This is a genomic window from bacterium (Candidatus Blackallbacteria) CG13_big_fil_rev_8_21_14_2_50_49_14 (assembly GCA_002783405.1).
Taxonomy (GTDB): domain Bacteria; phylum Cyanobacteriota; class Sericytochromatia; order UBA7694; family UBA7694.
In genome coordinates this window covers 39,537-57,013 of sequence record PFGG01000050.1, presented here as the reverse complement: position 1 = coordinate 57,013, position 17,477 = coordinate 39,537, and the positions used below count along the sequence as shown (strand labels likewise).

At 46.7% G+C, this 17,477-nt stretch carries 21 protein-coding genes; 12 read left to right on the top strand and 9 right to left on the bottom strand.

Translation table 11 applies throughout. The annotated features are described in order from the left end of the window. The first annotated feature begins 2 nt into the window (after positions 1–2). The gene (locus COW20_12150) at positions 3–1,067 is read left to right on the top strand and encodes a tRNA 2-thiouridine(34) synthase MnmA (protein PIW47631.1); all 1,065 of its coding nucleotides are present in this window, start codon (positions 3–5) and stop codon (positions 1,065–1,067) included. Here the strand turns inward: COW20_12150 and COW20_12145 are convergent. From COW20_12145 to nirK, 4 genes are read right to left on the bottom strand one after another with little or no spacing between them, the layout of a single operon-like run. Beyond that, positions 1,064–1,474 (bottom strand): hypothetical protein, encoded by a 411-nt coding sequence (locus COW20_12145; protein PIW47630.1) that lies wholly within the window; start codon positions 1,472–1,474, stop codon positions 1,064–1,066. The genes COW20_12150 and COW20_12145 overlap by 4 nt on opposite strands. Before the next feature lie 10 nt (positions 1,475–1,484). Further along, complete coding sequence (locus COW20_12140; protein PIW47629.1) at positions 1,485–2,105, bottom strand: hypothetical protein; 621 nt, start codon at positions 2,103–2,105, stop codon at positions 1,485–1,487. A gap of 15 nt (positions 2,106–2,120) precedes the next feature. Next, positions 2,121–2,885, bottom strand: coding sequence for a hypothetical protein (locus tag COW20_12135; protein PIW47628.1), 765 nt, complete (start codon positions 2,883–2,885; stop codon positions 2,121–2,123). Positions 2,886–2,895: 10 nt separating this feature from the next. Further along, positions 2,896–4,353, bottom strand: a complete 1,458-nt coding sequence (nirK, locus tag COW20_12130; GenBank protein PIW47627.1) for a nitrite reductase, copper-containing — start codon at positions 4,351–4,353, stop codon at positions 2,896–2,898. A gap of 240 nt (positions 4,354–4,593) precedes the next feature. Here nirK and COW20_12125 point away from each other — a divergent pair, with 240 nt between their 5' ends. Together COW20_12125 and COW20_12120 are read left to right on the top strand one after the other, a co-directional pair. Next, positions 4,594–4,938: a hypothetical protein gene (locus COW20_12125; protein PIW47626.1), complete on the top strand. Its 345-nt coding sequence runs from the start codon at positions 4,594–4,596 to the stop codon at positions 4,936–4,938. A gap of 70 nt (positions 4,939–5,008) precedes the next feature. Further along, positions 5,009–6,049 carry a hypothetical protein gene (locus COW20_12120; GenBank protein ID PIW47625.1) on the top strand — a complete coding sequence of 347 codons (1,041 nt, stop codon included), beginning with the start codon at positions 5,009–5,011 and terminating at the stop codon, positions 6,047–6,049. On the opposite strand, the gene COW20_12115 is transcribed toward COW20_12120, so the two are convergent. Continuing rightward, the gene (locus COW20_12115) at positions 5,983–6,771 is read right to left on the bottom strand and encodes a hypothetical protein (GenBank protein PIW47624.1); all 789 of its coding nucleotides are present in this window, start codon (positions 6,769–6,771) and stop codon (positions 5,983–5,985) included. The genes COW20_12120 and COW20_12115 overlap by 67 nt on opposite strands. A gap of 67 nt (positions 6,772–6,838) precedes the next feature. Further along, a complete protein-coding gene (locus COW20_12110; GenBank protein PIW47623.1) occupies positions 6,839–7,357 on the bottom strand; it encodes a hypothetical protein in 519 nt (172 codons plus the stop codon). A gap of 108 nt (positions 7,358–7,465) precedes the next feature. Between COW20_12110 and COW20_12105 the strand changes: the two genes are divergently transcribed. From COW20_12105 to COW20_12095, 3 genes are all read left to right on the top strand, one after another. Next, positions 7,466–8,050 carry a hypothetical protein gene (locus COW20_12105; GenBank protein PIW47622.1) on the top strand — a complete coding sequence of 195 codons (585 nt, stop codon included), beginning with the start codon at positions 7,466–7,468 and terminating at the stop codon, positions 8,048–8,050. A gap of 89 nt (positions 8,051–8,139) precedes the next feature. Beyond that, positions 8,140–8,517, top strand: a complete 378-nt coding sequence (locus tag COW20_12100) for a hypothetical protein (protein PIW47659.1) — start codon at positions 8,140–8,142, stop codon at positions 8,515–8,517. An 18-nt stretch (positions 8,518–8,535) separates the two neighbouring features. Then, positions 8,536–8,940, top strand: a complete 405-nt coding sequence (locus COW20_12095; GenBank protein ID PIW47621.1) for a cupin domain-containing protein — start codon at positions 8,536–8,538, stop codon at positions 8,938–8,940. A gap of 33 nt (positions 8,941–8,973) precedes the next feature. Here COW20_12095 and COW20_12090 read toward each other — a convergent pair whose 3' ends face one another. Both COW20_12090 and COW20_12085 read right to left on the bottom strand, forming a co-directional pair. Beyond that, on the bottom strand, positions 8,974–9,243 hold the full coding sequence (locus COW20_12090) for a hypothetical protein (GenBank protein PIW47620.1): 270 nt from the start codon (positions 9,241–9,243) through the stop codon (positions 8,974–8,976). Positions 9,244–9,252: 9 nt separating this feature from the next. Next, on the bottom strand, positions 9,253–9,867 hold the full coding sequence (locus COW20_12085; GenBank protein ID PIW47619.1) for a hypothetical protein: 615 nt from the start codon (positions 9,865–9,867) through the stop codon (positions 9,253–9,255). Between the two features lie 186 nt (positions 9,868–10,053). Between COW20_12085 and COW20_12080 the strand changes: the two genes are divergently transcribed. Continuing rightward, complete coding sequence (locus tag COW20_12080; protein ID PIW47618.1) at positions 10,054–11,106, top strand: hypothetical protein; 1,053 nt, start codon at positions 10,054–10,056, stop codon at positions 11,104–11,106. A 2-nt stretch (positions 11,107–11,108) separates the two neighbouring features. Further along, complete coding sequence (locus COW20_12075) at positions 11,109–11,468, top strand: DNA-binding protein (GenBank protein PIW47617.1); 360 nt, start codon at positions 11,109–11,111, stop codon at positions 11,466–11,468. 52 nt (positions 11,469–11,520) lie between these two features. Here COW20_12075 and COW20_12070 read toward each other — a convergent pair whose 3' ends face one another. Next, the gene (locus COW20_12070; GenBank protein PIW47616.1) at positions 11,521–12,933 is read right to left on the bottom strand and encodes a hypothetical protein; all 1,413 of its coding nucleotides are present in this window, start codon (positions 12,931–12,933) and stop codon (positions 11,521–11,523) included. Between the two features lie 137 nt (positions 12,934–13,070). Between COW20_12070 and COW20_12065 the strand changes: the two genes are divergently transcribed. The 4 genes from COW20_12065 to COW20_12050 are packed head-to-tail and all read left to right on the top strand — an operon-like array spanning position 13,071 to position 17,441. After that, entirely contained in the window at positions 13,071–13,505 is a 435-nt protein-coding gene (locus tag COW20_12065) for a nitric oxide reductase (protein PIW47615.1), read from the top strand. Positions 13,506–13,517: 12 nt separating this feature from the next. Continuing rightward, positions 13,518–14,897, top strand: coding sequence for a nitric-oxide reductase large subunit (locus tag COW20_12060; protein PIW47614.1), 1,380 nt, complete (start codon positions 13,518–13,520; stop codon positions 14,895–14,897). Between the two features lie 4 nt (positions 14,898–14,901). Further along, positions 14,902–15,684, top strand: coding sequence for an AAA family ATPase (locus COW20_12055; protein PIW47658.1), 783 nt, complete (start codon positions 14,902–14,904; stop codon positions 15,682–15,684). Between the two features lie 11 nt (positions 15,685–15,695). After that, positions 15,696–17,441, top strand: a complete 1,746-nt coding sequence (locus tag COW20_12050) for a hypothetical protein (protein ID PIW47613.1) — start codon at positions 15,696–15,698, stop codon at positions 17,439–17,441. Positions 17,442–17,477: the final 36 nt, after the last annotated feature.

The window sequence follows — 17,477 nt, the reverse complement described above, 5'->3', positions numbered from 1 at the left end:
AAATGGCAAAAATAGCAATCGGTATGAGCGGCGGTGTCGACAGCACAGTTGCCGCTGGGCTTTTAAAGGCTCAAGGACACGATGTGATTGGGGTCACCCTCGCACTCTGGCGGGGCAGTTTATGTTGTTCCTTTGAAGATGTAGAACGCGCCAAAGTGGTTTGCCACCAGATGGGCATCAAACACTATCTGATTGAGGCCCTTGATGATTTCAGATCGAAAATCGTCAAACCCTTTATTCTGGGGCGCACCCAGGGACAAACCCCCAACCCCTGTGTACATTGCAATAAATATTTTAAATTTGGCCTGCTCTGGGATCAGGTGATTCGTCGCGACCCAGAAGTAGAGGCGCTGGCCTCAGGGCATTATGCACGCTTGAGCCTGAACCCGGAAAGCCAGCGTTGGGAAGTCTTTCAAGCGGCGGATCCCGGCAAAGATCAGAGCTATATGCTTTGGCAACTTTCCCAGGAACAACTCGCCCGTTCGGTCTTTCCGCTCGGGAATTTGATGAAATCTGAAGTGAGAAGCTTGGCTGCAGAAATGGGCCTGCAGGAATTGGCAGCAAAGCCAGACAGTCAGGATCTTTGTTTTGTCGTGCCCACCTCTGAAGATTTTTGGCGACAGAATGCGCCAGAAGCCTGTGAACCGGGTGAAATTGTCAATCAGTCAGGTGAGGTGATTGGCAAACATACGGGTCGCGTATTTTATACGCCGGGTCAACGCAAAGGTCTGGGCGGAGGAAGCCCTGAGCGTCAATTCGTGATGGCGGTAGAACCAGAAAAAAACAGAGTGATGGTGGCAACCCGTGAACAGAATCTCTCAAACCAACTGCTTCTAAATTCTGTCAATTGGGTTTCAATCCCTGAACCAGCGGGTGAACTTGAAGCTTTTTATAAACTCTCTTCACGCGCCAAACCTGTCGCAGGAAAACTCAGCTGTTTGCCCGAACAAAAAGCAAAGGTCGAACTGATCGAAGCGCAAATGCGGGTAGGACAGGGCCAATCTACTGTTATCTACGATGCTGAGGGCCGTCTTTTGGGCGGTGGCCTGCTCGAAGCAATGCTTTAAAGGGCATCATACTGTGTATAAAGTTGCTCATTCTCCCTTTCAATTCGGGTTTCAAGTTCAGCAAGCAATGTGAAGCCAGCACGACCAAAACCTTCAGGCTCCTCCCTCATTTTTTCAGCGGTCCACTCCTGTGTAAAATTTATCAAGCCACGTTTTATTCCGCCCATTTCGGTTTGATAATCCTGTGCCAGTGAAGACAGATCTTGAGACCTACTTTGCATGAGAATGGGATAGAGTACATGGTCTTCCATGGTCAGGTGCACTTGAACTTTTCCAAGTAAATGGGTGATCTGATTTCTGAAAGTTTGAAAATGAAGACTCGGATTCAAATTTTTGAGATCAGCTTTTAAATGGTGAACCAAAGTCAATATTTCTGCGTGCTGTTTGCGAAAGCCTTCTGTTTTCATCGCCAAGACCTCAATGTTGATGTGGATGGGATACAGGCAGATTGGCCTTTAATTTTTCAAGAATAATCGTCAGCGGCTCCTTCAAATCAGGACGTTGGTAGGCCACCTCACCCTCAACATTGAGCAAGGTAATTTGGTTGGAATGGATAAAATCCCCTTGGGCATTGGGCTGAAATCGAACCCCCAAAAGTGCCCCCAGTTCTGAAACATGTTTTGAGGTTCCGTGTAAAAATTTCCAATTCGAAGCCCTTATGCCGTGTTTTTGAGCATAATCAGCCAATACAGAAGGAGTATCTCTCTCGGGATCAAAACTGACAATCACAAATTGGGTTTTCGCTCTATCAGCAGATGCTAAACCTTTTTCAATCGCTTTAACATCTTCTAAAATCAAAGGACAAACTGCCTTGCAGGAAGTGTAAAGCATCGCCAAAACAACAGGTTTGCCTTTCAAAGACTTGAGTTCAAGCTTTTGATTTTGATGGGTCTTCCACTGACCGCCTAACCAATAGAGGGACTTTCCTGTGGGCTTTTCTCCCTGCAGACTGGTAGGGTGATGGTGAGAGTGATCTTCTGCCAAAGCTGGCATGGCAGTCAAAAGGCAAACCAAGCCCAGTAAAAATATTTTCTTCATAATCTTGCTCCTGGTTCAAAGGTCTCGCGCACAGCGAAAACCTAAATTTTTAAGGGTATAAGAAGGATGTAAGGAACTCCAAAAGGCATAGCGGGTAAAAGCTGCATAATTCATGCGATCGGTGGCCGAACCACTGTTGCCACAAAAGAGCTGGTTGTCTTTTTCTGCTCCTTCGCGGCTGTCATTAGTCATGATCACCTGATTAAAATCATCAACCCATTCATACATGTGGTGAAGGTCATAAATTCCTTTCTGATTGGGGGCAGCCACCCCAGCTTGCACAGGAATTCCTATCCCTACCAAGCTGTACCAACTGAGTTTTTCAGGATCTGTTTCATCGGCGGCATATTCCCATTCCAAAAGCTTGGGCAGGCGTTTTTTCTGCGCATCGCAGTAGGCACGGGCCGCCATCCAGGAAACCCCTGTCACCGCTTGAAGCTCAGGTTGCTTGACTTCCTGACTGGGCAAGGGCAAGCTCAGATCGCCCTGCCAATCAGCCAGGTAATTGCCTTCTTGAAACAGGGGGGGAACCTGACTGCGACGCCACTGTGGATATTTTCTGACAAATTCCAGAAATTCTGCTCGGTTCACAGGGCGGGCATCCAACCAGAAAGACTTCACCTGAAAGTCTTTCTGGCCCGGACGCGGAGAAAATTGAGGCGTAAACACTCCAGCAGGCACCTTGACCATTTCAACAGGCGCCTGAGCGGCTTGCAAGAGCAGCCCCAACCCTCCGATTAAAACAGCCTGAAAAACCAATCTGTTTACCTGCCGGAACATAAAAAAACCTCTATTTCTGCTGTGCTCTGACAGCTTTTACTTCAGCAGGGGTTACAGCATCGCCTTTATTGCCCCAGCTGTTCCGGATATACGTCAGAATAGAAGCAAGCTGATCATCATTCAAATGGGTCATGGCGGGCATAACGCCATCATAGGTTTTTCCATTAACCAAAAGTTGGCCGCTGTGGCCCTTGAGGGCAATGCCAATACTTCTGGCCTTATCGGCCATCAGATAATCTGACTTCGCCAGCGGGGGGAATACCCCAGGCATTCCCGCCCCATCGGTCTGGTGGCAGGCAGAACAGTTGGCAACGAAGAGATTTTTACCGGTCTCCATCAGCTTTTGATCGGGAGGTGTGGCAGGAGTGGTTGCCACGGGTTTATGCATAGGCTGGGCCTGATAGACCTTGTCCGATTGTTGTCCTGTAAAGACATCGGCTTGGGCATCGCCTGAAACATTGAGAATCCCCAAAGTGCCTTTATTAAAGGTTCTGAAAATCGAGTGGTCTACCAGAATAAAATTCCCAGGAACATCAACTTTAAACTCAACAATTGCAGATCCTCCGGCAGGAACCAAGGTTGTCTGCACATTTTTATTTGCAAGGGATCCCCCTTCTGTATAGACCAGATCAAAGATCTCACCAATCACGTGAAAGGAACTGATCAGATTCGGGCCTCCATTGCCGACAAAAAGGCGGACAGTTTCACCTTTTTTAGCGGTTATTGCTTTTTCACCCACCATTGAACCGACAGAGCCATTAAACAGTACATAGCTGGGGTGTTCATCAATCCCCCGCTGCATATCAAAGGGCTGCAAACCAGGTTCGCCAAAATTCCCTTTGGTATAAAAATCACCCTGAACCACATAGTATTCCTTATCCACAGGTTTCAGGCCTTCTTTGGGCTCGACCAAAATCAAACCGTACATTCCATTGGCAATATGCATGGGCACGGGGGGGGCTGCACAGTGGTAGATATACAGGCCGGGATTCAAGGCTTGAAAGGTGAACTGGGTTTCATGCCCTGGAGCCGTCATCGTCGCTTTTGCCCCCCCACCTGGGCCTGTGACGGCATGCAAATCAATATTATGCGGGGATTTATTATCGGGGTGGTTTTTAAGGTGGAACTCCACCCTATCCCCTTCGCGTACCCGAATAAATTTACCTGGAACACTGCCCCCAAAAGACCAGAAATTATACTGAACGCCATCTGCGAGATTGCCAATAAATTCCTGAACTTCAAGTTCGACAATCACCTTGGCAGGCGTTTTGCGCTTAATCGCAGGAGGAACCATCGGGGGGGTTGTCAGAATTGCATTTTCAACAGGCAAGTTTGCCAGGGCTGCGTTTGCGAGCTGGTAAGATGTTTCCTGGGCTTGGGCAGTGTTTGGAATTCCAAGCAAGCCAGTTCCCAAAGCCGTTGTTAAAAGTAAGCTTCCAAAAATTTTAGAGTGAATGTGTTTCCGCATTTTTCTCGTCCTTTCAAATCATCAATTTCTTTACAGCATGAAAATCTTTGTATCTGCAGGGATTCTAACAGCACTCTCAAGGCTCAACTTTGCGGAAGATCAAAGAGCAGAAGAGTTTGTTTGCGCTGAATCAAAGACGCCGATAATTTCAAAGTTTAGGATACCAAGTGATGACTGAAAGCAAAGATCTTGAGATTCAGAATTTTCAGTGATCCTATTGATTCGCGAAAGGAAAACAATATGAAAAAATACGCAATATTCACGCTGCTCCTGGTCTTGCTCAGTGCAGCAGCTTCGGGCCTGAAAGCCCAGGCTGCCGGTGGCGATGCAAAAGCCGGTAAAGCACTTTATACCGCCCAATGTGCGATGTGTCATGGTGCAGCAGGAAAAGGGGATGGCGTGGCTGGCAAAAGCTTAAAACCCGCTCCTCGGGATTTTAGCAAGGGTAAATTTCTCTATGGTTCCTCGGATGCACAAATTGCAGCCTTTATCAAAAAAGGAAAAGCCCCTATGCCAGGTTATGCTTCTCTCAGTGATAAACAGCTGAAAGATTTGGTTGCTTTTATTCGTTCTGTCAAGAAATAGTTACGAAAAGAGCCAAGGCACTCCAAGGGGGTGCCTTTCTTCATGTTTTCACAAATAAGGAATTGAAGCCATGTATGAACAAAAGCCTTTGCTCCATGCCCGACAGGCGGCACATCGACCGGGTCAACTGAGAACCCTGGCCCTTGATATTACTCCAATCTGCAATCTTAAATGTTCGTATTGCTATGCTGAAACCTTTGTCAAATCAAAACCAATTGATTTGACAGTTTACAAACGTCTCTGCGATGAAGCCTTTGAAATGGGTGTTTTTCATTATATTTTTCAAGGTGGCGAGCCAATTCTCGATCCACAAAGGCTGGAAGCACTGATTGGCTACGCACACCCAGAATCCACTTACCTCAACCTGATCAGTAATGGCTGGGCCATGACTGCAGAAAGAATAGACTGGTTAAAAGACCTGCAGATTGACAAAATTACCTACAGTCTGGATTCAGGCATTCCTGAAGAACACGATAAAATTCGTGGGAAAGGATCACACCAAAGGGTTTTACAAGCCATTGAAGACACCCTGAAGGCCGGTCTTCTCTGTGGAATTTCGACAGTTGTTACACGCACTTCGCTCTATTCTGAAGGGTTTCAGATGCTATATGATTTTACCCTTAAAAAAGATATTCGCTTTCATATTCAAATTGCAGAACCTGTGGGGAAATGGGATGCACAAACGGATCTTTTAATGCGCCTCGAAGATAGCGCATTTATCGAGAAACTCTTTCATGACTCTCCAACTCTCAGCAATGGACAAAAACTCATTCATCGCGATATCTATGGGAGCCTATCATCTCCCAACTGTCCTGCAGCAACTAATTTTATGAGCATCAGTGCCAATGGAGAATGCCTGCCCTGTAATTTTCTGCAATACAGTCTGGGCAGGATTTCTGAAAAACCTCTCTCTCAAATGCGCTCTGAAATCCTTCAAAGTCCTTGGTTTTCAGAAAAACATGAGAGCTGTATCTGCGGGGAAGATGCCGAATTTATTGAGCAATTTATCTTGCCTTATGCCGGACAGACCAAACCTTTAGACGCCTATTCCGTTTTTGGCCTGAAGGCGCTCAGTCCGCCCTCAAAACCTGATGAGGGCCGCTCTTCTTGAAAAGGATCGGCAGAGCCCATCAACAGTGCTTCTTTGCGCAAGGCTGCAGGAAAGAGTATATTATTTTCAAGGTGCATATGTACCTCCAGATCAGAGTGGTAGTCTTTTAATGCCTGATACAAGGCAAGCATAGAGTTACAAGCCCATTCTGGAGGCGTATACTGATCGCTCAGGCTTTGCAATTGTTTCAACTGCTCACTGGCAAGATCGTGATCGTATTGCATGACCTGAATAGGATTTTCCAAGGCGCAACAGTGCATTTCAAATTCTGCCTGAGCCTGTTCCAATTCTTTGCAAATGGGAAAAAGTACCTGCTCTTCTTTTTGCATATGCAGAAGTAGATCTTGATTCATTTCCCGAAAAACCGCTTGGATAGCTGTCAGGCGGGATTCTCTCTGGCCGTGCACTCGGCAAACCTTATCCAAAAGTGACAAAATCCACGTTCCCTGTTCACGGGCATATTGATGGTGGCGATTGACGATATCATTTGCCAAGGCAGTGATTTGAATGGAGACAAATGTATCGACCTTGTCATCAGCTTTTTCAGAAAGAGATCTGAGTAAATTAGCAGGATCAAGCTGTTTTTCTTGACAAACCTCAGCCAAGGTAAGATGATTGCAAGTGCAATAATCAATGGCATATTTTTCAAAAATAGCTGCTCGACGGGGGTCCTCCTGCAAAAGATCACTCACCTTGCTCTCCAACATGTGCATGATATCCATCCTCGCAATTTTTATTAAGCATAAAGGATGCAATCAAAGCCATCTTTGCGCTGGCGCAAGGTACGCTTCAGAAGCGCAAAGTGCGTTTTTCGCCGGTAAAAATACAGACAAAGGGTTCCCGTTGGGCATAAAAGTCCAAAATCGCTTGCCCAGCCTGGACTCTGGCAGCCTCTGGCAGTTCAGATTCTAATCCCGCGAAATAGACCTTTTCCTCTTTTTTGATATGGGCTTCGAGCAAAATTCCAAGCTGCATCAAAGCCCTAACAGTCTCGGTTTCAGACTGATTGGCAAGCCCCAAAATGAGTTTGCGGATTTGGGTATGCTCGTTGAGCAATTCCTGACTGATCCGTTGCAATTCAGGAGAGAGTTGCGCTTCAAAAGGAGCAAACAAAAATTGCTCTTCGGCTTCAAAATGCCAATGCAACTCATCCTGCCACATTTGCAGTGCCTTTGCGCCTTGACGCAGAGGATCCTCCGGCCAAGGATAGCGCGGGTTCGAAGATCGGCCATGTTTGAGACAATACACCAGGATCAAAGCCGTTAGATGCTCTCGAGACAGGGGAGCCAGTTCTTCACTGCGTTTCATTGAGATCACCCTTTTATTTAATTATCACTTTTATTTTCAGGATCTGGCTTGAATTTATTCAGATTCTGATCTAGGATGTAAGTAATCATTTACTTACATGGGAGCAACATGTCTGAAATCACTTCCACCCGTCAGCGCATCTTAGCTGCAGCACGCGAGCTCTTTACCCACCACGGCTACCATGGAACTTCTACACGCAAGCTGGCAGCTCAGGTAGGGATTACCGAAGGGGCGATTTTCAGACATTTTGCCAGCAAACGGGATATTCTAATTTCTCTTTTAGATCCGAATATAGCGCAAGACTTAAACGCATCAGACTTTCAGCAAGGCTCACCCCGGCAGGTTTTACAGAAATTTGTTCAAATACGGGCAAACCAATTCAGTCAGATTTTTCCCTTGCTCAAAATTGTACTGCTTGAAAGTGAAGTAGAGCCCGATCTCAAACAGGCTTGGCTCAAACAAGTTTTATTGCAAGCCCGAGAAGAACTTGGTACATGTTTCACACAATGGCAAGATAGTGGTGAAATAAGAGCTGATTTACCACCAGATGCTCTGTCCCGTTTACTCATGACACAACTCTTTGGCTCACTCTTTCTCAACCAGGTATCGGAAGGGCTCTTTTTTGCCCCCCATACCCTGGAGATTCAATTGGAAATAAATCTGGAAATCTTTTTAAACTCAGTCACCCTCTAAAGGAGGTTTTCTACATGTCTCTAAAAAAACATCTCTGTCCTCCCGGACATGCCAATCTTGGAATTGGCCTCTTGGCCCTGGCGGGCTTCATGGCCTATGGCTTCCTGCTGATTTATCTGCGCGACTTTGCCCCCGGCAAAGAAGCCTGGATTGCAGCTTCAGCCACGGGCCCCCACTTTGAGGCTAAATTGGCCCATGTACATGGCAACTTACTGGCTTTTCTCAATCTGGTAATGGGGTATCTCCTGATGCGATTGCCCTACCCGACCAAACAGGCCCGAACAATTTCTGTGCTGGCTTTGCTGGGACTGCTGATGCCGATTGGCATTCTCATGGAAGTGCTCTGGCATTTTCCCCCACTTTTTGTGGTAATCGGCGCGCTGAGTATGACCCTATCAGTAGCTTGGCTGGGAATACTCACACTGAGCCAGGCCAAAAATTCTGAATTCTCAAAAAATCATTCATAAGAAAAGGAAATCGATACCATGAAAAGTTTTAAACGAATCTCTCTCCTGAGTGCTATGTTCTTGGCTTTGAGCTTGAGCACGGGCATGGCTTTGGCTGAAACTCAGTCACAAGCCCATGCTGAATCTATACAAGCCCAGATTGAATACAATCCTGAAAAACCCGCAAAAAAAATCTTGTTCTCAACGCCACAATATGAGCTGATCCTCTTTGCCTTTGATGCAGGCCAGGGCCTGAAGGGCCACAGTGTGCCTTTCTCAGCATATATACAGGTCATTGAAGGCGAAGGCATTCTGATGCTGGAAGACAAAGCGATTGTGATGAAAGCTGGAGAAGGTTTTACTTTACCAGCGGGGGTTCCGCATTCGGTCAAGGCACCGGCTCGCTTTAAGATGCTCCTGCTCAAACAAGCCGGAAAACTCTAAACACGAAAGATTCAATCTTCAAAGTTCAGGAATTTAGTTCAATCGCAACAGTATCAAACTTGTGACCATCACAAGAAAGAAACCAAACGTAAAGACTAATATTCCTGAACTTCTTCTGCGCAACTCCATAAATTCAGAAAGAATCATCCAAATTTTAACTAAAGCAAGCAGAAGTACAATCGCATTTACAGTACTTACAGAATTCATTTTTTCTGCAAATAAATAACTTCCCAGCGTTAAAGGAAGGAGAACTCCCCAAACCACTTGAAGGTTGAGAGATGATTCCCTGTGAGTAAAATTCATAGTGATACCTCAACGCGTAAAATAGATCAAAGGAAATAAGATCAACCAAATAATATCGACCATATGCCAGTAGATTGCTGCAGCTTCAAGGGTCTCTGTCTGCAATCTTTCGCTGCTGGATTTCCAACCAAGCCAGATAAAAATCACCCCACCGAGCGCAACATGCGCCAGGTGTAAGAGTGTTAAAAACAAATAAAAAAACCAAAAGATACTGCTCGAAAGCGAAATCCCCTGTTTAAAAATCTGAGTGTATTCCCAAGATTTGATCAGGATAAAAAGAAAGCCAGACAAGCCTGTGGCATATAACCAAGCGGAGATCTTTTCAGGACTGCGCGCTAAGAAAACGGCACGGGCCACCCACCAGCTGCCCGTAAGCAAGACCACTGTATTCAAAGTCGCCAGTAAAGGATGCAATAGCTTTTGCCCCTCGATAAAGACGGTTCGATCTGTTCTGCCTATCCAAGCAAAGACTAGAAAAAACAAAGCAAAAGTCAGAATTTCCAACCAAAATACAATCCAAATCAATCCACCCCCCGGCAAATTTTCTAAAAACGGATACAGCTGACGCTGATTTTCAGAATTTGTGGGATGGAATAATTTTTTCTGATCAAGTTCATTCAGCATGATTCGTTTCCCTTGTTTCACAGAATTGCATTGGTAATAGTGGGATTATCCTGTCTAAAATCCCTGCTGTCTTTGTGCCAGCGCAAAAATCGAATAAAGTTATACTTGGTTTCAAGTTTTTAATAAGTTGAGGATATAAATCGCTATGCTAAAATTTATAGACTGCAAAAATTTCCTGGAAACAATATGAACAGCATTCAATCGCTTTTGATTTGGTCACATGAGAACCTAAACACCCAGAAAAATATAGCTGATACTGTTGAAAAATTACATCAGGCCAGCTTAAAACCTGAACTTGATCTCAAATCCAAAGGCTTAATACATTACTACCTGGCTTTGGGCTATACCTACTTACAAAATTACAATGAAGCCCAACCTCAATTTTTAGCGGCTGTCAACACACTCTATTTCGACGATATACTTTGCAATGAGGTCTTACTTAAATTTATCAGCTTTGCAGAGCAGTTAGGTTTATTAGAGTTTACCCAGCAGCTCTGCGAAGCAGGTAAATCCAGGTTTCCTGGAGACCACTACTTTGAAACCAAACATACCGAAATTTCAAACAAATTAAAAGCCTTTCACTATGCTGAACAAAGCAATCTGAATCATTGGAAGGAAATGCAGGAACAGGGATATTTTGATCATCATCCCCATTATCAGGCAGAGCAGGGCCTGATTGATCACGGCAATGAAGCAGAGTTTATTCAAAATTTTTGCCCCCTGAATACCAATATGCAGGTTGCTGTTATTGGCTGTGGATACGGTCGAGAATCAAAACTCATTGCACCCTTGGTTGGAAAAATTTGGGGTATAGATGTCAGTAAACCCCTGCTTGAGCGCGCCCGACAAAACTTAGTTTCAGCGGGAATTCACAATTTCGAGCCCGTCTTGGCTGAAGAATGGCAGCAGAAAGTTCCCTCGGGCATTGATCTCGTTTTCTCTTATACCGTTTTTCAACACCTTACCAAACATTTGGTCACAGAATATATACAAGGTTTTGCAGAAAAACTCGCACCTGAGGGACAAATCCTCTGCCAGTTTATGCATTCACCTTCAGGTACTTTTGATGCTGCACTTTCAACCTATGAACCTCATGTCAGCTGGACCCCAGAGGAAATTCATAACCTTCTAAAACTATCAGGACTTGAACTGATTCATTTACAAACTCTGCAAGTTGATCCCGTTGAAAAGATTGATTGGATTTGGGTCCATGCCCAAAAATCCACGCAGGCAATTTAACCATGCAGTTTTCAGAATTAAAGGCATTTTGCCTGTCCTTGCCTGCGGCAGAAGAAACCTTTCCCTTTGGCCCAGAAGTATGTGTTTTTAAAGTGGCGGGGAAAATGTTTGCCCTGTGCAGACCTGACGTCATGCCCTTGCGGGTCAATCTCAAATCTGAGCCCAAACTGGCTGAACTCTTGCGGGAAAACTATGAAGCCGTGGCACCCGGTTGGCATATGAACAAACGTCATTGGAATACGGTAAGTTTTGATTCTGATTTGCCTGATATAGAAATTTTCAAGCAGATTGAACATTCGTACTTGCTGGTGCTGAGTAAACTTCCCCGTTCTGTACGTGAGTCTATCCCTCCAAAACCATAAAAAAAGGCCTCTGTTCTCTGGCAGAGGCCCGGTATGGCAACAAACGAAGAATTTAGAAACTGTATTGGGTCTGTAAATAGCTGAAGGTTTGTAAAGCAGAGGTTCCCCCCTCTTGATAGAAACTGCCAGGTACAAACAGATTCACACCAGCCAAGGTAGAGAAATGGCTGTCCCATTTCCAGGTAGCTGTTAAATCTGCTTCAAAGCCCAGATAATTATCTTGAACCGAAGCTGCCTTTCGTGCCACCGTTCCAGCTACAGAATACACATCATCCTGATTGCTGACTCGCCAGAAACCATGCCCATCCAAAGCCAGGCTTAATTCTGGACAGGGTTTGACGTTGAGACTGCCACGCAGATCGATCGCATTCTGTCGGCCCAATTGATCCATTAAGCCATAATAGGCATGGCCCAAGGGAAAGAGTTGATTGAAGGTATTCAGGCTTTTATCTGAACGGCTGCTATCCCCGCTTGCATAATTCAAACCCAAACCCACTTGGGGCTTCCAGGGCAAATCCAGGGGATAGCTCAGATCAACAGCCCCAAATCCCGCAGCAATGCTCTGATCTGCAAAAGATCCAAACTGATAGGCTCCTTCTGCATCAGTTTCAATACCAAAAGGTAATTTACCATTCAAACGCAGGCCCAAGGTTTGACGTTCTTCCTGACCCGTCACCCCCTGATAAGCCGTACTGGTTTTGTGAAGCCCCAACCAATACAGGTCAGAATTCCAACCGTCAAACAGTGGGCCACTCGAATACAAGCCATAAAAAGAGGTGCCTGCGTCACTCAAATTAAAATTCCAGGCTTGGGTTTTTACCCATTGGGCATAAACACCTCTCAAGTTCCAGCCTCCCACCTGTCCAATCAGACTGACGGCGTCAAAGGTGCGCCGGGTATTGACCCAAACCAGTGAACTGATCAGGCGTTGTTTGCCAAAATCCATTTCCTGACGGCCTGGGCGCAGCAGGATATAGCTTGTGGGGTCCCAGGCATATTTCAAATCAAAAAAAGCGTTTTGTAAATCTATTGAATCAAGATCAATACCTCTTAAGCCTGCAGGTTGGTTGTTGGCAATTCCGCCTGGAAGATTGCGGGGGGTTCCCAATGCACTCAAGGTTTCAAGATAAAGTCTGAAAAAATCTGTGGCATGAAAATCAGCGTTCAAGCGCAGTTGGTTCAGCGCAAAGACAGCATTTTGATCGGGTTTAAAATCATAACCTGTCCAGCCCTCTCCGCGTACCCTCCAGGAACCCCCCAGGGATAAGTAAATGTCTCCACTTTCGTTCAAGGGAAGATACTTCAGGGTATCCCAAAAATCAGCTGAATCCTGGTTTTGCTTGAGAGCTGACCAATCTTCTTCATAGCGCAGGTTTTTTATCGCGGGTCGGCTTTCTGCTGCCAAGGGTGAAATCAGAGGTGCGATGAACAGACTGAGTGCAAGTAAAGTAAATGTTTTTTTCATATTGATTTCCTCCAGGAAGTTTCACTTTCATATCTTAGCCCGTCGATCCGGGGCGCTCTTTGTGCCAGCGCAAAGACGATCCAGCCATTTATTCCTAAGCTTGAATATCATAGACAATCTCTGAAAGGAGAACCCATATGCTCTCAAAATCCCAGGCCCGGCTGTTTTTTCTCAGCGGAACCCTGGTTTTTTCCTGTGTGTTTCTCTACCTGACGGTAGATTCGATCGGAAAAGTACCAGAACAGACCCACGCAGCCAATATCAGCGACGCTGTCAAACGGGGAAAACACCTCTTTGATAAAAACAACTGCATGGGCTGCCATACCCTATTAGGCGAAGGGGCCTATTATGCCCCTGAATTAACCAAAGTCATTGAAAGAAGAGGCCCCGACTGGATCAAAGCCTTTCTAAAAGATCCCCAGGCCATGTATCCCGGTCAGCGCAAAATGGTGAAATACCATTTCACACCCGAAGAAACCGATGATTTAATTGCCTTTTTTAAATGGATCGGCGAAATGGATCTGAATGGATTCCCTCCCAAACCTGATCTCAAATCAGAAGCAGGCAGCTAGAAAGGAAAGATTATGAAATACCAATCACAAAAGGTGGCCTATTGGTTCTTTGCAACCTGTATGTTGCTTTTCAGCTTACAAATCGTCTACGGATTCATTATGGGCTTTGCCCGGATTGGCATGGATGGACTGCATGACTGGATCCCCTTCAATGCCGCCCGTGCCACCCATACCAATTTGCTGGTAGTTTGGCTGCTCTGCGGCTTTATGGGCGCGGCCCACTATATCATTCCTGATGAAGCGGGCAGGGAAATTTTCTCGGTTAAAATGGCCTATGTGCAATTGCTATCGCTGATCGTTGTTGGCGTGGTCGCCATTATTGGCTTTCACTTGAATTGGTGGGAAGGCCGTAAATTCCTCGAAATTCCCCGTCCGCTGGATTATCTGGTGGTGGTGAATGTCTTGATGTTTATATTTAATATCGGCATGACGGTCTTAAAAGGCAAAAAATACAGTACCACAGGCATTGTGCTCTTTATGGGTCTGTTTTCTGCGGCCTTGCTCTATTTGCCCGGCATGATTTACTTTGACAGCCAAACCATGGATTCGTTCTTTCGTTGGTGGGTCGTTCACCTTTGGGTAGAAGGCGTCTGGGAATTGATCATGGGCTCGATTTTGGCCTATCTGTTGATCAAACTGACAGGCGTAGATCGTGAAGTAATTGAAAAATGGCTCTATATCATCGTGGGCCTTACCTTTTTATCTGGCATTCTCGGCACCGGTCACCATTATTACTATATCGGCACCCCCAAATACTGGCTGATTGTCGGCGGCATCTTCTCAGCACTTGAGCCCCTTGCCTTTTTGGGCATGGCGCTCTTTGCCATCAGCATGTACCGTCGCTCTGGTCGCTCACATCCCAATAAAATTTCACTCTATTGGACGATTGGCTGCGCGATTATGTCTTTTGTCGGCGCAGGCTTTCTCGGGTTTGCCCATACCTTGCCCCAAGTCAATATGTATACCCATGGCACCCTGGTCACCGCCATGCACGGCCATATGGCCTTTTGGGGAGCCTATGCCATGATCGTGATGGCGATTACGACCTATGCCCTGCCTGAACTCACAGGCCGCAAACTGTGGAACTCCATGAGCGGCATGCTGGCTTTTTGGCTTTCAAATATTGGCATGGTGGGCATGACTGGCGCATTTGCGGTCGCTGGGGTCACCCAGGTCTATCTGGAACGTAAAATGGGCCTCGAATTTTTGCTGGTGCAAAAAGAGCTTCAGGTACATTTTATCGGCCTGCTTCTGGCAGCAAGCTTATTTACAGCGGGCATCATTCTGTTTATTTGGACCTTTATCCAATACGGTCTGCCTTCAGTAGAAGCTGGCAGAAGCCCCTCAGAGGAGGAAATCGAAGATGTCAACGCACTTGTTCAGCCAGCTTGAGCCCATGCAAAGCATTGACTTGCCCTATTATCGCCCGATCGGACAGGAAATACAGATCTTTGAGCATGCCTGGCGGCGACGTCTGCCGCTGCTGCTCAAAGGCCCTACGGGGTCAGGCAAATCTCGCTTTGTGGAATACATGGCGGCCCGTTTGAATCAAAAACTGATCACGGTTTCCTGCCATGAAGAGACCTCAGCAGTCGATTTATTGGGCCGTTATTTGATTCAGGGAGCAGAAACCGTCTGGCAGGACGGCCCCTTAACACGGGCTGTGCGCGAAGGCGCGATTCTCTATCTGGATGAAATTGCAGAAGCACGCCCGGATACCCTGGTCGTGCTTCATTCGCTGACGGATCATCGCCGTGAACTTTTTCTCGAGCGGCACAACGAAAACCTCAAAGCACCTGAGAGTTTTATCTTAATTGCCTCCTTCAATCCTGGTTACCAACGGGGGATCAAGGAGCTTAAACCCTCTACCCGCCAGCGATTTTTGGCGCTTAGTTTCGATTATCCCAAAGCGGATATTGAAACTGAAATCCTGATCGCTGAAACTGGATTGGATACAGCGCGGGCGCAAAAATTGGTTCAATTGGCAGGTAAAATAAGAAAACTTGTGGAGTGGGGGCTTGCCGAAACGGTTTCTACCCGCCTCTTGATAGACGCAGGAGCCTTGATCGCAGATGGCTTACCGCCCCGTCTTTCCTGTGAAGTCGGGATCGCCGAACCTTTAACGGATGAAGCGGATACCCGTCTGGCCCTGCGCGATTTAATCGCTCTGTATTTTTAAGGAGGCTGGGTATGGATTGGGATCAGCTTCTGTTTAAAAAAACCTGGAACTGGCTTGCAAGCTTTAAGCCCGGCTCAGAAACGTCAACCAATGTTTTGGAACTTGAAAAGATCCATACCCGACTCACGCTGATTGCGCGCATGCTCTGTGAAGCTCACGTTGAAATACTCAGGGCCGAGCAGGAGGGCGGAGTGCGCGGAAATATCCTCTATCTGCCTGCCTCTGTCAGTCTTGCGGCAAGCGTCGAAGACAATTTGCTCTTTTATCTCTTTCGGGTCTGCTATTTAAGCATTCAACGCGAATTAAACCTCAATTGGCAGGATACGCAGAATCACGATTTGAAACTTTCCCGTCAAAAAGCAAAAGAAGTTTCACCCCAGATTCTCAAGCAGCTTTACCAACGCTTTCCTGGCATGGCAGAGCCCTTTCAAGCGCTGATTCAGACACTTAACTCCCAGGCTGAGACTGAGGCCGCTCAGGCCCTGCTGTGGGGACATTGGATGGAATCTGAGAACCCGACAGATAGAATTCAAGCCCATACCTCCCAAAACCTTCCAGAAGGACATACGGGGGAAATGACCTCCCGCCAAGCCCCCGCCCGTGAACAGATCGAAATCGAAGCCATGGACAAAGAAGCCATGCAGGCCTATACCCTCCAACACCAATTTGAAAAGGTCGAAACCCTTGAAGAGTTCCAAGGCACCTGGCGGGATGCCGATGGTTCAGACGAGCTCGATGCCCACGCCGATGCGCTTCAGGAAGTGGATTTGCGCAAACTCACCCGCAGTGATGATACAGCCCATTCGGTGCTGCAGGCTGAATTTATTTCTTCAATTTCAGTCCCGGATGTAGAAGATTCAAGATGGCAGGGGCATTGCCTGAGCTATGACGAATGGGATACCCGCAAACGAGCGTACCGCCGTGACTGGTGCAAGGTCTATCCCCGTTTTCAACATGAAAAAGACCTGGAATATTACCAGCAAACCCTTCAAGACCATGGTCGGGTGCTCAATCATCTGCGCAAACGCTTCAGCATGCAATTCAATGCCTGGCAGACTGTCAGGCGGCAAACCCAGGGCGAAGAACCCGATTACGAAGCCCTGGTCGAGAATTTTGCTGAACGCTTTGCAGGACGCACCCCTTCAGAAAAGATTTATCTCAGTCAACGAAAAAAAAGACGCGAAGTTTCACTGATTCTCTTGATGGATCTCAGCCTTTCAAGTGATGGCTATACCGGCGGTCAGCGGGTGCTGGATGTCGAAAAAAAAGCAGTCATTCTTTTTTCTGAACTGCTCTCTGAATGGGGAGACCGCTTTCAGATTGACGGCTTTGCCTCGCATACCCGCAATCAGTGTGAATACCTGATCCTCAAATCGTTCAATGAAAACTGGGGTCAGGCTTCGGCACGGGTCGGGGCAGTCGAGCCCCGTGGCTATACCCGGATTGGGCCCGCCCTGCGGCATGCCACGAGTCTGCTTGAAAAAGAACAGAGCCGTTCGCGTTGGATTTTACTGCTCTCGGATGGCAAACCCAATGATTACGATCGCTATGAAGGCCAATACGGTCTGGCTGATGTGCGCCAGGCCATTCAGGAAGCGCGCTCAAAGCGCGTGCAGATTTATGCATTGGCCATTGAAAGTCTGGCACGCAATTATCTGCCCATGATGTTGGGGCAAGGAGGCTATCGCATTTTGCCACGACCGGAACTCCTTCCCGAAGCCCTGACTGATTTTTATGGCCGCTTAATCAAATCGTAAGGGAAGAAACAGCATGCCCCTGAGGTATTTTCCGGG

Bases quoted from the DNA above. Each gene is read 5' to 3' on its own strand.
- COW20_12085 (PIW47619.1), bottom strand. From the start codon at position 9,867: ATGCTGAATGAACTTGATCAGAAAAAATTATTCCATCCCACAAATTCT.
- COW20_12050 (PIW47613.1), top strand. From the start codon at position 15,696: ATGGATTGGGATCAGCTTCTGTTTAAAAAAACCTGGAACTGGCTTGCA.
- COW20_12120 (PIW47625.1), top strand. From the start codon at position 5,009: ATGTATGAACAAAAGCCTTTGCTCCATGCCCGACAGGCGGCACATCGA.
- COW20_12090 (PIW47620.1), bottom strand. From the start codon at position 9,243: ATGAATTTTACTCACAGGGAATCATCTCTCAACCTTCAAGTGGTTTGG.
- COW20_12065 (PIW47615.1), top strand. From the start codon at position 13,071: ATGCTCTCAAAATCCCAGGCCCGGCTGTTTTTTCTCAGCGGAACCCTG.
- COW20_12060 (PIW47614.1), top strand. From the start codon at position 13,518: ATGAAATACCAATCACAAAAGGTGGCCTATTGGTTCTTTGCAACCTGT.
- COW20_12075 (PIW47617.1), top strand. From the start codon at position 11,109: ATGCAGTTTTCAGAATTAAAGGCATTTTGCCTGTCCTTGCCTGCGGCA.
- COW20_12105 (PIW47622.1), top strand. From the start codon at position 7,466: ATGTCTGAAATCACTTCCACCCGTCAGCGCATCTTAGCTGCAGCACGC.
- COW20_12150 (PIW47631.1), top strand. From the start codon at position 3: ATGGCAAAAATAGCAATCGGTATGAGCGGCGGTGTCGACAGCACAGTT.
- COW20_12110 (PIW47623.1), bottom strand. From the start codon at position 7,357: ATGAAACGCAGTGAAGAACTGGCTCCCCTGTCTCGAGAGCATCTAACG.
- COW20_12070 (PIW47616.1), bottom strand. From the start codon at position 12,933: ATGAAAAAAACATTTACTTTACTTGCACTCAGTCTGTTCATCGCACCT.
- COW20_12080 (PIW47618.1), top strand. From the start codon at position 10,054: ATGAACAGCATTCAATCGCTTTTGATTTGGTCACATGAGAACCTAAAC.
- COW20_12095 (PIW47621.1), top strand. From the start codon at position 8,536: ATGAAAAGTTTTAAACGAATCTCTCTCCTGAGTGCTATGTTCTTGGCT.
- COW20_12115 (PIW47624.1), bottom strand. From the start codon at position 6,771: ATGGATATCATGCACATGTTGGAGAGCAAGGTGAGTGATCTTTTGCAG.
- COW20_12100 (PIW47659.1), top strand. From the start codon at position 8,140: ATGGCCTATGGCTTCCTGCTGATTTATCTGCGCGACTTTGCCCCCGGC.
- COW20_12140 (PIW47629.1), bottom strand. From the start codon at position 2,105: ATGAAGAAAATATTTTTACTGGGCTTGGTTTGCCTTTTGACTGCCATG.
- COW20_12135 (PIW47628.1), bottom strand. From the start codon at position 2,885: ATGTTCCGGCAGGTAAACAGATTGGTTTTTCAGGCTGTTTTAATCGGA.
- COW20_12125 (PIW47626.1), top strand. From the start codon at position 4,594: ATGAAAAAATACGCAATATTCACGCTGCTCCTGGTCTTGCTCAGTGCA.
- COW20_12145 (PIW47630.1), bottom strand. From the start codon at position 1,474: ATGAAAACAGAAGGCTTTCGCAAACAGCACGCAGAAATATTGACTTTG.
- nirK (PIW47627.1), bottom strand. From the start codon at position 4,353: ATGCGGAAACACATTCACTCTAAAATTTTTGGAAGCTTACTTTTAACA.
- COW20_12055 (PIW47658.1), top strand. From the start codon at position 14,902: ATGCAAAGCATTGACTTGCCCTATTATCGCCCGATCGGACAGGAAATA.